The sequence below is a fragment of the Escherichia sp. E1V33 genome (genome assembly GCF_004211955.1).
Lineage (GTDB): Bacteria > Pseudomonadota > Gammaproteobacteria > Enterobacterales > Enterobacteriaceae > Escherichia.
On the sequence record NZ_RHJI01000003.1, the window covers coordinates 207,786 to 222,557 of the forward strand.

Below are 14,772 nucleotides of genomic sequence, written 5' to 3' on the forward strand. Positions count from 1 at the left end.
AATGGAAAGGGCGCTATGGTACTGGATGGCAAAGCATTCGTCACGCATCAAAATGGCATCTGGCGAACTCTTTTTTTTGCTCAAAATAGCCCAAGTTGCCCGGTCATTAGTGTAGCAAAATTATCCTCTGTAAAGGGGAGTATTCCTTCCGCCACTGGCTGAAGCTGGCGGGTCAGATAGTGTTCGTAATCCAGCGGTGAACGTTGATAGTCCAGCGGCTCCGGGCCGTTGGTGGTCCATACGTACTTAATGGTGCCGCGGTTCTGATATTGCAAGGGGCGACCGCGCTTTTTGTTTTCTTCATCGGCAAGGCGGGCGGCGCGTACGTGAGGCGGCACATTTCGCTGATATTCACTCAGCGGACGACGTAGTCGTTTGCGGTAAACCAGTCGCGCATCCAGTTCACCCGCCATCAGTTGATCGATGGTTTCGCGGATATATTCCTGATACGGTTCGTTGCGGAAGATGCGCAGGTAAAGCTCCTGCTGAAACTGCTGGGCCAGCGGCGTCCAGTCGGTGCGCACGGTTTCCAGCCCTTTAAACACCATCCGCTGTTTGTCGCCCTCCTGAATCAGCCCGGCATATCGCTTTTTGCTGCCGGTATCAGCCCCGCGAATGGTCGGCATCAGAAAACGGCAGAAATGAGTTTCATATTCCAGTTCCAGTGCGCTGGTCAGCCGTTGCTGTTGCAACGTTTCTGCCCACCAGGTGTTAACGTGCTGTACCAGGGCACGACCGATTTTCGCCGCTTCTTCTTCTGAATGTGCACCTTTCAGCCAGACAAAAGTCGAGTCGGTATCGCCGTAGATAACGTCGTAGCCCTGTGCTTCAATCAACGCTTTGGTTTTCCGCATGATCTGATGACCACGCATGGTGATCGACGACGCCAGGCGCGGATCGAAGAAGCGGCAGGCGGTGGTGCCGAGCACGCCATAAAAGGCATTCATAATGATCTTCAGCGCCTGCGAAAGCGGCTTATTACCCTGTCGTTTGGCTTCATCGCGCCCGTGCCAGATGTTAGTCACAATCTCCGGCAGGCAATGTTTTTCCCGCGAGAACCAGGCATCGAGAAAACCTTCGGTACTGTGCTCGGGATCGGGTTGCGCCATGCCTTCCACCAGCCCGACGGGATCAATCAAAAAGGTGCGGATGATCGACGGGTACAGGCTTTTGTAGTCCAGCACCAGCACCGAATCATAAAGCCCTGGCCGCGAATCCATCACATAGCCGCCAGGGCTGGCGTGCGGCGGCACTTCGCCGAGATTGGGCGCGACATATCCGGCGCGATGCATCCGGGGAAAATAGAGATGACCAAACGCCGCCACTGAACCGCCGTGCCGATCCACCGGCAGGCCATTCACCGTCGCTCGTTCGAGTAAAAACGGCATGATTTCAGTTTTGTGGAAGATCTGCGTCACCAGCTCGCAATCTTTCAGGTTATAAGTCGCCAGCGCGGGTTTATCTTCGGCGAAACGGCGGTCAATTTCGTCCATTCGATCCCACGGGTTATCAATCGACTTACCTTCGCCCAACAATTCCTGGGCGACGGTTTCCAGCGAGAATGAAGAGAAATTCCAGAACGCGGATTTCAGCGCCTCGATACCGTCGATAATCAGCCGACCTTTAGCCTGAGCAAAAAAAACACCGTTTTTAAAACCGTGCGCGCGCCACTCCAGCTCGCTGTTATCGCGCCCGAGACGCAGTGGAATACGGTAACGCTCGGCATGTTTTTGCAGCATTCGCAGATCAAACTGCACCACGTTCCAACCGATGATCACATCAGGATCGTAGTTGGCAAACCAGGCGTTAAGTTTTTCCAGTAGCTGCGGGCGACTGGCGACGTATTCCAGTTCAAAATCGAGCGTGGAGGCGTCGCCATTCTCTGGCCCCAGCATATAAACGATGCGCTGCCCGCAACCTTCCAGGCCGATGCAGTACAGCTCACCGTGGCGGGTGGTTTCAATATCAATAGAAACCCACTTGATCGGCGGACGATAGTCGGGATGCGGTTTCAGACGGGCATTAACGATAGCGCCATTGTGCATATCACCCTCGACCCACACCGGCGAGGTGATAAATCGCTCCATCAGGTAGCGTTCTGGCGGGCGAACATCGGCCTCGTAAACGGTAACGCCAGCTTCACGCAGGCGCTTCTCGTAATTCATCAACTGGCGATGGGCGCGACAGTAAAGGCCATACACCGGCTGGCGGTGAAAATCCTTTAACGCCAGCGGCGTCAGGCGAAAGCCTTGCTCCCCCTGCAAAATATGTTGAGCGCGGGGAACCTGATCGGCGGGAATAAACGCCACGGACTCTTGCGGCGCAAGTGTAACCTGCAACGGCCCGTTGTCCGTTGCCAGCCAGAAAGAAACTTCGGTCCCCTGGGGGGTATCCCGCCAGTGTCGGGTTAAGATAAAACCTGCCTGCGCCACGCTGAAAATCCAATAAAAAACCAGGCTTGAGTATAGCCTGGTTTCGTTTGACTGGCTGTGGTTTTATACAGTCATTACTGGCCGTAATACGCTTTCGCACCATGCTTACGCAGATAGTGTTTATCCAGCAAGGTTTGCTGCATATCCGGTAACTGCGGCGCTAACTGGCGGCAGAATATCCCCATATAAGCGACTTCTTCCAGCACGATGGCGTTGTGCACCGCATCTTCGGCGTTTTTGCCCCATGCAAACGGGCCGTGAGAATGGACCAGCACGCCAGGCATTTGCGCTGCATCGATACCCTGTTTTTCGAAGGTTTCGACGATGACGTTACCGGTTTCCCACTCATATTCGCCGTTGATTTCTGCGTCGGTCATTTTACGGGTGCAGGGAATGGCGCCGTAGAAATAGTCGGCGTGGGTGGTACCAGTCGCCGGGATTGACTGACCCGCCTGCGCCCAGATGGTGGCGTGGCGCGAGTGGGTGTGCACAATGCCGCCAATGGACGGGAATGCCTGATAGAGCAACCGGTGAGTTGGCGTGTCGGAAGAGGGCTTTTTCGTTCCTTCAACGACTTCACCGGTTTCGATGCTGACCACGACCATATCGTCAGCGGTCATGGTGCTGTAATCGACGCCGGAAGGTTTGATCACAAAGACGCCGTGCTCGCGATCAACGGCGCTGACGTTGCCCCATGTGAGCGTGACCAGGTTGTGTTTTGGCAGCGCCAGGTTGGCTTCTAAAACCTGACGTTTGAGATCTTCTAACATGTTGACTCCTGAGAGGTCGTTTCCCCTCACCCCGGCCCTCTCCCCAAAGGGGCGAGGGGGAAAAGAATGCCGGATGCGCTTTGCTTATCCGGCCTACAAAATCACAGCGCGTAGGCCTGATAAGACGCACCAGCGTCGCATCAGGCGTTGACAGCCTGATGCGGCTATTTAGCGACGAAATCCGTAATACACTTCGTTCCAGCGCAGCGCGTCTTTAAACGCTGGCAGGCGGGTGTCGTTATCAATCACCGTGATTTCAATGTCGTGCATCTCGGCAAACTGGCGCATATCGTTCAAGTTGAGGGCATGGCTGAAGACGGTATGGTGCGCGCCACCGGCGAGGATCCACGCTTCGGAAGCTGTTGGCAGATCCGGCTGCGCTTTCCACAGCGCATTCGCCACCGGCAGTTTCGGCAGGGAGTGCGGCGTTTTCACCGTGTCGATGCAGTTAACCAGCAGACGATAACGATCGCCGAGATCAATCAGGCTGGCGACAATGGCTGGACCGGTTTGGGTATTGAAGATCAGGCGGGCAGGATCGTCTTTACCACCAATGCCGAGATGCTGAACGTCGAGGATCGGTTTCTCTTCTACGGCGATCGACGGGCAGACTTCCAGCATATGGGAGCCGAGCACCAGGTCATTACCTTTCTCGAAGTGATAGGTGTAGTCCTCCATAAAAGAGGTGCCGCCCTGCAGACCGGTTGACATCACCTTCATGATGCGAAGCAGGGCGGCAGTTTTCCAGTCGCCTTCACCCGCAAAGCCGTAGCCCTGCTGCATCAGACGCTGTACGGCCAGACCAGGAAGCTGTTTCAGACCGTGTAAATCTTCAAAGGTCGTGGTGAACGCGTGGAAGCCACCTTGTTCCAGGAAACGCTTCATCCCCAGCTCAATACGCGCCGCTTCCAGCACGTTCTGCCGTTTTTCGCCGTGGATTTGAGTGGCAGGTGTCATGGTGTAGCTGCTTTCGTACTCATCGACCAGCGCGTTAACATCGCCGTCGCTGATGGAGTTCACCACCTGCACCAGATCGCCGACCGCCCAGGTATTGACGGAGAAACCGAACTTGATCTGTGCGGCAACTTTATCGCCGTCAGTGACTGCCACTTCACGCATGTTATCGCCAAAGCGGCAAACTTTCAGATGACGGGTATCCTGTTTAGATACCGCCTGACGCATCCAGGAGCCGATACGTTCATGTGCTTGTTTATCCTGCCAGTGACCGGTAACGACGGCATGTTGCTGACGCATACGCGCGCCGATGAAACCGAACTCGCGGCCGCCGTGCGCGGTCTGGTTCAGGTTCATAAAGTCCATATCGATGCTGTCCCACGGCAGCGCCGCGTTGAACTGGGTGTGGAATTGCAGCAACGGTTTGTTGAGCATGGTCAGGCCGTTGATCCACATTTTGGCCGGGGAGAAGGTGTGCAGCCACACCACCAGACCTGCACAACGATCGTCGTAATTGGCGTCACGGCAAATTGCGGTGATTTCGTCCGGCGTGGTGCCCAGCGGTTTCAGCACCAGTTTGCAGGGCAGTTTCGCTTCCGTATTCAGCGCATTAACGACGTGCTCGGCATGTTGGGTGACCTGACGCAGGGTTTCCGGGCCATACAGATGCTGGCTGCCAATTACAAACCACACTTCATAATTATCAAAAATCGTCATTGTCGTGTCCTTATAGAGTCGGAACGGCCTGGGCAGCCTGTGCCGGGGCGGAAGTTGGAAGATAGTGTTGTTCGGCGCTTATCGCCCATTGCTGATAGCGGCGATAAAGCTGTTCAAAGCGTTGTGCCTGTTCGCTGCGCGGTTGCAGGGTTTTCTCTACCGCACTGGCCATTTTTTGCTGAGCTGATGGGATGTCTGCGTGCACTTTCGCGGCGACGGCAGCGAAAATCGCTGCACCGAGCGCACAGCACTGATCAGAGGCGACAATTTGCAGCGGGCGATTCAGCACGTCGCAGCAGGCTTGCATAATCACCTGGTTTTTCCGCGCGATGCCGCCTAGCGCCATCACGTTGTTTACGGCGATCCCCTGGTTGGTGAAGCACTCCTGAATTGCGCGCGCGCCAAAAGCGGTAGCGGCAATTAAACCGCCGAACAGCAGCGGGGCGTCGGTAGCGAGGTTCAGGTCGGTAATCACCCCTTTCAGGCGTTGGTTAGCGTTTGGCGTGCGACGGCCGTTAAACCAGTCGAGCACCACCGGCAGGTGATCCAGAGACGGATTTTTGGCCCATGCTTCGGTCAGCGCCGGAAGCAGTTGTTTCTGGCTGTCTTTGATTTGCTCTTTCAGTTCCGGATGCTGGGCGGCAAGCTGTTCCAGCGGCCAGCCGAGTACGCGACCAAACCAAGCGTAGATATCACCAAAGGCCGATTGGCCTGCTTCCAGACCGATAAATCCAGGAACCACGCTGCCATCAACCTGACCGCAAATACCTTTCACTGCACGCTCGCCAACGCTCTGTTTGTCGGCAATCAGAATGTCGCAGGTGGAAGTACCGATAACTTTTACCAGCGCGTTAGGCTGTGCGCCCGCGCCGACCGCGCCCATATGGCAGTCAAACGCGCCGCCGGAAATCACCACGCTTTCAGGCAGGCCGAGACGCTGCGCCCATTCCGGGCATAAAGTGCCAACCGGAATATCGGCAGTCCAGGTGTCAGTGAACAGCGGGGAAGGCAAATGGCGATTGAGGATCGGGTCCAGTTCGTCAAAGAAACTGGCTGGCGGTAAACCGCCCCAGCTTTCGTGCCACAGAGATTTATGCCCGGCGCTGCAACGTCCGCGACGAATATCCTGCGGGCGGGTGGTGCCGGAAAGCAGGGCTGGCACCCAGTCGCACAGCTCAATCCACGATGCGGCAGATTGCGCCACGGTGCTGTCCTGGCGAGTCACATGCAGGATTTTCGCCCAGAACCATTCGCTGGAATAAATACCGCCAATATAGCGGGAGTAGTCAACTTTGCCCGGTGCGTGGCACAAGCGGGTGATCTCTTCAGCTTCTTCAACCGCCGTGTGGTCTTTCCACAATACGAACATCGCGTTCGGGTTTTCGGCAAACTCCGGGCGCAGCGCCAGTACGTTGCCGTCGGCGTCGATTGGCGCAGGTGTGGAGCCGGTACTGTCGACACCAATGCCGACCACGTCCGCGCGTTGTTCGGCACTCAGCGCTGCCAGCACGGTTTTCAGCGCAGCTTCCATTGACTCAATGTAGTCACGCGGATGATGACGGAACTGGTTATTTGGGGCATCACAAAATTGCCCTTCCTGCCAACGGGGGTACCACTCTACGCTGGTGGCGATCTCTTCACCGGTGGTGCAGTCCACCGCCAAAGCTCGCACAGAATCACTGCCAAAATCGAGGCCAATTGCAATCGCCATCGTTTCACTCCATCCAAAAAAACGGGTATGGAGAAACAGTAGAGAGTTGCGATAAAAAGCGTCAGGCAGGATCCGCTAATCTTATGGATAAAAATGCTATTGCATAGCAAAGTGTGACGCCGTGCAAATAATCAATGTGGACTTTTCTGCCGTGATTATAGACACTTTTGTTACACGTTTTTGTCATGGCTTTCGGCTCCTTTTGTTACAAAGTGCTTTTCACAAGCGGGGTTGCCGGTTGGATTAGCGAGAAGAGCCAGTAAAAGACGCAGTGACGGCAATGTCTGATGCAATATGGACAATTGGTTTCTTCTCTGAATGGCGGGAGTATGAAAAGTATGGCTGAAGCGCAAAATGATCCCCTGCTGCCGGGTTACTCGTTCAACGCCCATCTGGTGGCGGGTTTAACGCCGATTGAGGCCAACGGTTATCTCGATTTTTTTATCGACAGACCGCTGGGAATGAAAGGCTATATTCTCAATCTCACCATTCGCGGACAGGGCATAGTGAAAAACCAGGGACGAGAATTTGTCTGCCGACCGGGTGATATTTTGCTGTTCCCGCCAGGAGAGATTCATCACTACGGTCGTCATCCGGAGGCCAGCGAATGGTATCACCAGTGGGTTTACTTTCGTCCGCGCGCTTACTGGCACGAATGGCTTAACTGGCCGTCGATATTTGCCAATACGGGTTTCTTTCGCCCGGACGAAGCGCATCAGCCGCATTTCAGCGATTTGTTCGGGCAAATTATCAATGCCGGGCAAGGGGAGGGACGCTATTCGGAGTTACTGGCGATAAATCTTCTTGAGCAATTGTTACTGCGGCGCATGGAAGCCATTAATGAGTCACTACATCCGCCAATGGACAATCGGGTACGCGAGGCTTGTCAGTACATCAGCGATCACCTGGCTGACAGCAATTTTGATATCGCCAGTGTCGCGCAGCATGTTTGTCTGTCGCCGTCGCGTCTGTCGCATCTGTTCCGCCAGCAGTTAGGGATTAGCGTCTTAAGCTGGCGCGAGGACCAACGCATCAGCCAGGCGAAGCTGCTTTTGAGTACCACCCGGATGCCTATCGCCACCGTCGGGCGCAATGTTGGTTTTGACGATCAACTCTATTTCTCGCGGGTATTTAAAAAATGCACCGGGGCCAGCCCAAGTGAGTTCCGTGCCGGTTGTGAAGAAAAAGTGAATGATGTAGCTCTCAGGTTGTCATAATTGGTAACGAATCAGACGATTGACGGCTTGACGGAGTAGCACTGGGTTTGCAGAATCCCTGCTTCGTCCATTTGACAGGCACATTATGCAAGCATTGCTGGAACACTTTATTACCCAATCCACTGTGTATTCATTGATGGCGGTGGTGTTGGTGGCCTTTCTGGAGTCGCTGGCGCTGGTCGGATTGATTCTGCCCGGTACGGTGCTAATGGCGGGGCTGGGAGCGCTGATTGGCAGCGGCGAGTTAAGTTTCTGGCACGCCTGGCTGGCGGGGATTGTTGGCTGCCTGATGGGTGACTGGATCTCTTTCTGGCTGGGCTGGCGGTTTAAAAAACCGTTGCATCGCTGGTCATTTCTGAAGAAAAACAAAGCACTGCTCGATAAAACTGAACATGCGCTGCATCAACACAGCATGTTTACCATTCTGGTCGGGCGCTTTGTCGGGCCGACGCGCCCGCTAGTGCCAATGGTGGCGGGAATGCTGGATCTGCCCGTAGCGAAATTTATCACGCCAAATATTATTGGCTGCTTGTTATGGCCTCCGTTTTACTTCCTGCCGGGGATTCTGGCGGGCGCGGCGATCGATATTCCAGCCGGAATGCAGAGCGGTGAGTTTAAATGGTTGCTGCTGGCGACGGCGGTATTTTTGTGGGTTGGTGGCTGGCTGTGCTGGCGGTTATGGCGCAGTGGTAAAGCGACTGACCGTTTGAGTCATTATTTGTCCCGCGGTCGTTTGTTGTGGTTGACGCCGTTGATTTCTGCCATTGGCGTGGTGGCGCTGGTGGTGTTAATTCGCCACCCGTTGATGCCGGTGTATATCGATATTTTGCGTAAAGTGGTTGGGGTTTAGGAGATAGTCTTGTGCGGGTTGCCTGATGCGACGCTTGCCGCGTCTTATCAGGCCTACAAAACGCACTACCCGTAGGTCGGATAAGGCGTTCACGCCGCATCCGACAGTGCATATTAACCTGTAATTCCCAACAGCGCCGAAGCACTCGCCTTACCGCTCAACAATTCTTCGGTCTTACCCTGCCAGGCGATGCGCCCGTCGGCGACCACCACCGAGCGCGTGGCGATCCGCGCCGCATCTTCCACGCTGTGCGACACCATCAATAACGTCATTTTTTGCTGCTGGCAGCTCGTGCTCACCAGCGTCAGCATCTCCTGACGCAGCGCCGGATCGAGCGCAGAGAACGGTTCATCGAGCAATAGAATCGGCTGTTCGCGCACCAGACAACGCGCTAACGCCACGCGCTGTCGCTGACCGCCGGAAAGCTCTCCTGGCAACCGCGCCATTAAATTATCAATCCCCATCTGACGGGCGATAGCGTGCATTTTCTCCTGCTGTACCGCGTTCAGCTTCAATCCTGGATTAAGCCCCAGCCCGATGTTCTGCGCGACCGTCAGGTGGCTGAACAGGTTGTTCTCCTGAAACAGCATCGACACCGGACGGCGTGACGGCGGCGTCGTGGTGTGATCAACGCCGCCGATAGTCAGCGAACCGCTGGCTGGCGTCAGAAAACCGGCGATCAAATTCAACAGGGTGCTTTTACCCGCACCGCTTGGCCCGAGGATCGCCACCTGCTCGCCGCGTTCCACCGTTAGGCTAAAACGCATCGGCAAATGGTGATAAAGCCAGGTGATATCAATCAGTTTTAACATTTCGCCCCGGTAGTTTTTCAATCACAGTAAACAGCAGAAAACAGAGCAGCAGCAAAATTAACGCGGTGACCGCGCCGTCCTGGCTGCGATAGGAGCCAATTTGCTGGTAGAGATAAAACGGCAGGGTACGGAAATCATCGTTACCGAACAACGCCACCACGCCAAAATCACCAATCGACAGCACACAAGCAAAGGCCAGTGCCTGTGCCAGCGGGCGTTTCAGGGCGCGCAGTTCCACCACTTTTAAGCGCGACCAACCTTCAATCCCCAGCGACTGACATAACATGCTGTAGCGGGCGGTGATATCGCGCATCGGGTTTTCCAGCACTTTCAGCGCATAAGGGATCGCCATTAACGCATTGGTGAAAATCACAATGCCGTCAGCAGATTGCGGCAGGCCAATAGTGTTGTTGAGCAGCAAAAAGAAGCCCGTTGCCAGCACAATCCCCGGCATGGCGAGGATCAACATGCCGCTCATCTCCAGCGCCTGACCCGCCAGCATTTTTTGTCGTACCCGCAGTTCGCGACTGCTCCATAGCAGCATCATGGTCAGCACCACGCACAATACACCTGCCGCCAGCGCAATACGCAACGAGGTCCACAGTGCCTGCCATAGCACCGGTTGCGCCAGCACTTCTGGCAACTGGCGATTTACCCCATCGACAATCACCGCCAGTAACGGTGGCAGCAACAGCAGCAGCGCCAGCACAATTAACACAGTGTCGCAAATGCGGCTATACAGACGATCGTCTGGGTCGCGCCAACCTTGCAGCAGCGTGGTGCCGGGCGCAATGGCCTTACTCAATCGCTGACTCAACAGCACCAGCCCGAGGCAGCACACCATCTGGATTAATGCCAGCATCGCCGCGCGGGCGGGATCGTAGTCGTAACTCAGCGCCTGATAGATTGCCAGCTCGATAGTGGTTGCCTGCGGACCGCCGCCCAGCGACAGCACGGTGGCGAAGCTGGCGAAACAGAGCATAAAGATCAGCGCAGCAACCGGCGGGATTTGTCGCCGTAACCACGGCCATTCGACGAAACGAAAGAAGTGCCAGCCGCGCATCCCAAGCTGGGCGGCAAGCTGACGCTGCTCGCCTGGGATATTTTCCAGCGCCTGGAGTAACAGGCGGCTTGCCATCGGCAGATTAAAAAATACGTGCGCCAGCAAAATGCCTTGCAGGCCGTAGGGAGAAAATGTCCACTCCAGACCAAGCGATTGCCAGAGCGATGCCAGCCAGCCCTGGCGACCATAGACGCTAAGAATGCCGAAAACGGCAACCAGCACCGGGAGGATCAAGGTCATTGCGCACAGACGCAACAGCGCCAGCCGTCCCGGAAAGTGCCTGCGGTAGAGGGCGCGGGCAAGGAATATCGCGGGAACGACAGAGAGCAGCGCCGAGAGAAACGCCTGCCAGAAGGAGAAGCGCACCACATGCCACAGGTAGCTGTCCTGCCAGATTGTCGCCCAGTCACCCTGCGGCGCATTCCACCACAGGGCGAGAAACGCCGCCAACGCAACCGCCACCACCAGTGTGGCGGCGCTTACGCCTGGAATTAACCAGCCGGGAATTAACGGCTGACGGCGCGTTGCCATTCGCTAATCCATGCTTGACGTTGTGCCGCCACTTCGGCTGGCGTGAACTCCAGCGTGGTTGCTGGTTTGGTCAATTGTTCAAACCCGGCAGGCAGCGTGACGTTTGCTACCGGATACATCCAGTTGCCAGTTGGAATCGCATTCTGGAAAGCCGGAGAAACCATAAACTGGAGGAATTTTTGCGCCAGCTCCGGCTGTTTGCTGGCAGCGGTGCGGGCGGCGACTTCCACTTGCAGATAGTGACCTTCGCTAAAGTTCGCGGCGGCGTAGTTATCTTTCTTCTCTTCGAGAATGTGATAAGCCGGAGAGGTGGTGTAACTCAGTACCAGATCGCTTTCGCCTTTTAAAAACAGGCCGTAGGCTTCGCTCCAGCCTTTGGTGACCGTGACAGTTTTCTTTGCCAGTTTCTGCCAGGCTTGCGGGGTGTTATCGCCATAGACTTTTTGCATCCATAGCAACAGACCCAGCCCCGGCGTACTGGTGCGCGGATCCTGATAAATCACCCGCCAGTTTTGATCGCTCTCAACCAGCTCCTTCAGGCTTTGTGGCGGATTTTTCAGTTTGTTCTTGTCATAGACGAAGGCGAAATAGCCGTAATCAAACGGTACGAAAGTGTCATTATTCCAGCCGCCGGGAACGTTAACGTCATTCGCTGCCACACCGCTTTTAGCAAACAGCCCGGTTTTGCTGGCGGCGTCTAACAGATTGTTATCCAGGCCCAGCACCACATCGGCTTTGCTGTTTTTGCCTTCCATCCGTAGACGGTTGAGCAGCGAGACGCCATCTTCCAGCGCCACCAGTTTTAGTTTGCAATTACAGTCGGCTTCAAAGGCTTTTTTAACCACCGGGCCTGGTCCCCAGTCGGCGGCGAAGGAGTCATAGGTATAGACAGTCAGAACAGGTTTAGCGAAAACGGGCGCTGTGCACAGCAACAGCAGGGGAAGACATTTTTTTAACACTTTGCACCTCAAAGAAGAGTGGCAAAGGACTTGAGATAGAGCCTCAAATCCCTTCGCCGGCGTTATCCGGATCAGGTTCGACGGGTATTTTCTCAGCTAGCGCATGAGCGCAGGCACCCCGTTGAGAACGGCGTTAGTGTAGTGAGTTTGTTATCAACCAGCAATCATGGATCCGGTGGCGCAAACCAGGCTGATTTAAAATCGAACCAGCCGAGGGTATTCATACGCAGGCCGCGCATACTGCGTTGCCCCTGGATGATCAGCCAGTGATGGATGAGCGGCACCATCGCTTTGCTGGCAACCAGTTGCTGGCACCAGTTCGCCAGATTCATTTCGCCATTGCGCCAGCGGGCGGCGTCGGCTTGCCAGTCTATCGGAATACAGTGTTGTAGCAGGGGTACTTCGCACAAGTGTGCGAACAGCGAAAAATCCAGCGGCAGCGTAAAGTTGGCGCTGTTAAGCCATATGTCGCTTTCGATCTCACCTTTGTGCCATTGATCGTAGCTGATCTCTTTGATTTCCATCGTTACCTGATGACTAGCCAGAATCTGCTGCATGATCCTGGCAATCACCCGATGTTCAATATGATCCTGATAAAAGGTCAGGGTGAGATGTTCCAGCCCGGCAGGTTTTTCGCAATGTGTTGGCCGGGCATGGTGCCAGCGGGGGAGCAACCCATAGGCCGGAAACCACAGTTGCTGGTACTGTTCCTCGGCGAAATAAACCAGATTGGTCGGCGAAAGTACATAGCTTATCCAGTCTCTGACTTGCTGATTCGCCCCGCGATGGGTGCGGCTGTCGAACAGTAAATAGTAGCAACCTTCTTCAAGGCGACTTTCAATCTCTTTTTCCTCGCCCTGCGGCCCTTTCAGCATCAGGCCTCCAGCGGGTTCATCGGCAATTTCCGGCAAGACCCAGACGTTAACTTCGTCGATTAATGCCCGATAACCGAAGAAATCGTCGAATGCCTGAATTTTCAGTTGGTTGGTGCTGTTACGCATTACCGCATACGGACCGGTGCCGATAGGGTGGCTGGCAAAGTTACTGAGGGTTTCCCATTCGCGCGGCAGGATCATCGCCGGAACTTGCGCCAGCAGTAACGGCAACCAGCGATCTGGCTGAGTGAGATGAATATCCAGCGTCCAGGGCGTCGGCGATACAATTTCAGCGATGTGGGAATAGAGCGGCAGCGTATTGATCCGCTTCAACGAGGCGATGACGTCGTCCATTTCCAGCTCGCGACCATGATGGAAATGGATCCCGGGGCGCAAAAAGAAACGCCAGTGGAGTGAAGAAATTTGCTGCCAGTGGTGGGCGATGTCCGCCTCCAGTTCCCCATTTTCCTCATTTACGCGCGTTAGCGAACTGAAGATTTGTCGGGCGATATGGGTTTCTGAACGGCGTAATGCGCTACCCGGTAGCAGATTACGTAACGGACGATAGTAGAGGACGCGCAGGATGTGCCGGCCCTGACGGAAGCTACGGCCCAGATGAGAAACCAGCATTTGTCGCACGGCAGTTTTATCACCGACTAACTGCACCAACTGGTCGATGCGATCCTGCTCCAGCAGGTCTTCCGCCCGCTGTTGCTGAAGCGCCAGCCCGGTGTACAGAAACGTCAAACGCGAGCGTTTACCGCGCCCAACTTCTGCTTCCCATGTTAACCAGCCGCGATCTTGCATGGTGTTGAGCAGGGTGCGCATATGACGACGGGAGCAGCTCAATAACTCCGCCAGTTCGTTGAGCGTCGTGTCCTGCGATTTACCCTCGCAGCATTGCCACAGGCGGATGAACTGTTGTTGCAGACGACCAGAAGGCATAAAAGGGGAACTCCTGCGCAAAAGTCAGCAATTTAATTTTCCCTATATTAAGTCAATAATTCTTAACGATGAAGCAAGGAGGTGTCCCATGCGTCAGTTTTATCGGCACTATTTTATCGCGACAGCGAAATTGTGCTGGCTGCGTTGGTTAAGTGTTCCACAACGTTTAGCCATGCTTGAAGAACTGATGCAGTGGGAGGGGAGTGATTCTGAATACTGATTTGCGGACATCATGTGTGACTGAGTATTGGTGTTAATCGCCACGCCAGCAGTGAATACCTGCTGGCTTTTTTCTTTTTGGCGATTGAGTCGGACGGCGTACAAATTAACGCATAAACGCCGGTTGCTTCTCTTCATAAGTGGCAATAGCGTCGTCGTGCTGTAAGGTCAGACCAATGCTGTCCAGACCGTTCATCATGCAGTGGCGGCGGAAGGCATCGATAGAAAAACGATATGTTTTATCACCCGCTTTCACCTCTTGCGCTTCCAGGTCCACGGCGAAATGAATCCCCGGATTGGCGTGCACCAGCGCAAACAACTCATCCACTTCTGCATCGCTTAATTTCACCGGCAGCAGTTGGTTGTTAAAGCTGTTGCCATAGAAGATGTCAGCGAAACTTGGCGCAATCACCACTTTAAAACCGTAATCGGTCAGCGCCCACGGCGCGTGCTCACGCGAGGAGCCGCAGCCGAAGTTTTCCCGCGCCAGCAAAATGGAAGCGCCCTGATATTGCGGGAAGTTCAGCACGAAATCCGGGTTTGGCTGTTGGCCTTTTTCATCCAGAAAACGCCAGTCGTTAAACAGATGCGCGCCAAAACCAGTACGCGTCACTTTCTGCAAAAACTGTTTCGGGATGATCGCATCGGTATCGACATTGGCGGCATCCAGCGGAACCACCAGGCCTGTGTGTTTAATAAATTTCTCTGCCATGGTGT

Annotated in this window: 12 protein-coding genes and 1 riboswitch; of the genes, 3 read left to right on the forward strand and 9 right to left on the reverse strand. The window is 54.9% G+C overall.

Annotated elements, in window-relative coordinates; translation table 11 throughout:
* Positions 1–80 precede the first annotated feature (80 nt).
* The 4 genes from polB to araB form a co-directional block, all read right to left on the reverse strand.
* Complete coding sequence (gene polB / locus D9742_RS02670; protein WP_130235905.1) at positions 81–2,432, reverse strand: DNA polymerase II; 2,352 nt, start codon at positions 2,430–2,432, stop codon at positions 81–83.
* A 74-nt stretch (positions 2,433–2,506) separates the two neighbouring features.
* On the reverse strand, positions 2,507–3,202 hold the full coding sequence (gene araD / locus D9742_RS02675) for an L-ribulose-5-phosphate 4-epimerase (protein WP_097290693.1): 696 nt from the start codon (positions 3,200–3,202) through the stop codon (positions 2,507–2,509).
* Between the two features lie 168 nt (positions 3,203–3,370).
* Positions 3,371–4,873, reverse strand: a complete 1,503-nt coding sequence (gene araA / locus D9742_RS02680) for an L-arabinose isomerase (protein ID WP_000151750.1) — start codon at positions 4,871–4,873, stop codon at positions 3,371–3,373.
* 10 nt (positions 4,874–4,883) lie between these two features.
* A complete protein-coding gene (gene araB, locus D9742_RS02685) occupies positions 4,884–6,584 on the reverse strand; it encodes a ribulokinase (RefSeq protein WP_130235906.1) in 1,701 nt (566 codons plus the stop codon).
* 338 nt (positions 6,585–6,922) lie between these two features.
* Between araB and araC the strand changes: the two genes are divergently transcribed.
* On the forward strand, positions 6,923–7,801 hold the full coding sequence (gene araC, locus D9742_RS02690) for an arabinose operon transcriptional regulator AraC (RefSeq protein ID WP_130235981.1): 879 nt from the start codon (positions 6,923–6,925) through the stop codon (positions 7,799–7,801).
* Positions 7,802–7,886: 85 nt separating this feature from the next.
* Positions 7,887–8,651 carry a DedA family protein gene (locus tag D9742_RS02695; RefSeq protein ID WP_130235907.1) on the forward strand — a complete coding sequence of 255 codons (765 nt, stop codon included), beginning with the start codon at positions 7,887–7,889 and terminating at the stop codon, positions 8,649–8,651.
* Between the two features lie 113 nt (positions 8,652–8,764).
* Here the strand turns inward: D9742_RS02695 and thiQ are convergent, their stop codons facing one another.
* The 4 genes from thiQ to sgrR form a co-directional block, all read right to left on the reverse strand.
* Positions 8,765–9,463, reverse strand: a complete 699-nt coding sequence (gene thiQ / locus D9742_RS02700; protein ID WP_130235908.1) for a thiamine ABC transporter ATP-binding protein ThiQ — start codon at positions 9,461–9,463, stop codon at positions 8,765–8,767.
* Positions 9,447–11,057: a thiamine/thiamine pyrophosphate ABC transporter permease ThiP gene (gene thiP, locus D9742_RS02705; RefSeq protein ID WP_130235909.1), complete on the reverse strand. Its 1,611-nt coding sequence runs from the start codon at positions 11,055–11,057 to the stop codon at positions 9,447–9,449. The genes thiQ and thiP overlap by 17 nt, the downstream gene beginning before the upstream one ends.
* On the reverse strand, positions 11,033–12,016 hold the full coding sequence (gene thiB / locus D9742_RS02710) for a thiamine ABC transporter substrate binding subunit (protein WP_130235910.1): 984 nt from the start codon (positions 12,014–12,016) through the stop codon (positions 11,033–11,035). The genes thiP and thiB overlap by 25 nt, the downstream gene beginning before the upstream one ends.
* A 30-nt stretch (positions 12,017–12,046) precedes the next feature.
* Positions 12,047–12,147: riboswitch (TPP riboswitch) on the reverse strand.
* A 33-nt stretch (positions 12,148–12,180) separates the two neighbouring features.
* The gene (sgrR, locus tag D9742_RS02715; protein ID WP_130235911.1) at positions 12,181–13,836 is read right to left on the reverse strand and encodes a DNA-binding transcriptional regulator SgrR; all 1,656 of its coding nucleotides are present in this window, start codon (positions 13,834–13,836) and stop codon (positions 12,181–12,183) included.
* Positions 13,837–13,924: 88 nt separating this feature from the next.
* On the opposite strand from sgrR, the gene sgrT reads away from it, so the two are divergent.
* Positions 13,925–14,056, forward strand: a complete 132-nt coding sequence (sgrT, locus tag D9742_RS02720; RefSeq protein ID WP_130235912.1) for a glucose uptake inhibitor SgrT — start codon at positions 13,925–13,927, stop codon at positions 14,054–14,056.
* Between the two features lie 105 nt (positions 14,057–14,161).
* On the opposite strand, the gene leuD is transcribed toward sgrT, so the two are convergent.
* Positions 14,162–14,767 carry a 3-isopropylmalate dehydratase small subunit gene (leuD, locus tag D9742_RS02725; protein ID WP_130235913.1) on the reverse strand — a complete coding sequence of 202 codons (606 nt, stop codon included), beginning with the start codon at positions 14,765–14,767 and terminating at the stop codon, positions 14,162–14,164.
* Positions 14,768–14,772 lie beyond the last annotated feature (5 nt).

Coding starts and splice junctions, on each gene's coding strand:
- araD (WP_097290693.1), bottom strand. CDS start 3,202: ATGTTAGAAGATCTCAAACGTCAGGTTTTAGAAGCCAACCTGGCGCTG.
- araA (WP_000151750.1), bottom strand. CDS start 4,873: ATGACGATTTTTGATAATTATGAAGTGTGGTTTGTAATTGGCAGCCAG.
- araB (WP_130235906.1), bottom strand. CDS start 6,584: ATGGCGATTGCAATTGGCCTCGATTTTGGCAGTGATTCTGTGCGAGCT.
- araC (WP_130235981.1), top strand. CDS start 6,923: ATGGCTGAAGCGCAAAATGATCCCCTGCTGCCGGGTTACTCGTTCAAC.
- D9742_RS02695 (WP_130235907.1), top strand. CDS start 7,887: ATGCAAGCATTGCTGGAACACTTTATTACCCAATCCACTGTGTATTCA.
- thiQ (WP_130235908.1), bottom strand. CDS start 9,463: ATGTTAAAACTGATTGATATCACCTGGCTTTATCACCATTTGCCGATG.
- thiP (WP_130235909.1), bottom strand. CDS start 11,057: ATGGCAACGCGCCGTCAGCCGTTAATTCCCGGCTGGTTAATTCCAGGC.
- sgrR (WP_130235911.1), bottom strand. CDS start 13,836: ATGCCTTCTGGTCGTCTGCAACAACAGTTCATCCGCCTGTGGCAATGC.
- sgrT (WP_130235912.1), top strand. CDS start 13,925: ATGCGTCAGTTTTATCGGCACTATTTTATCGCGACAGCGAAATTGTGC.
- leuD (WP_130235913.1), bottom strand. CDS start 14,767: ATGGCAGAGAAATTTATTAAACACACAGGCCTGGTGGTTCCGCTGGAT.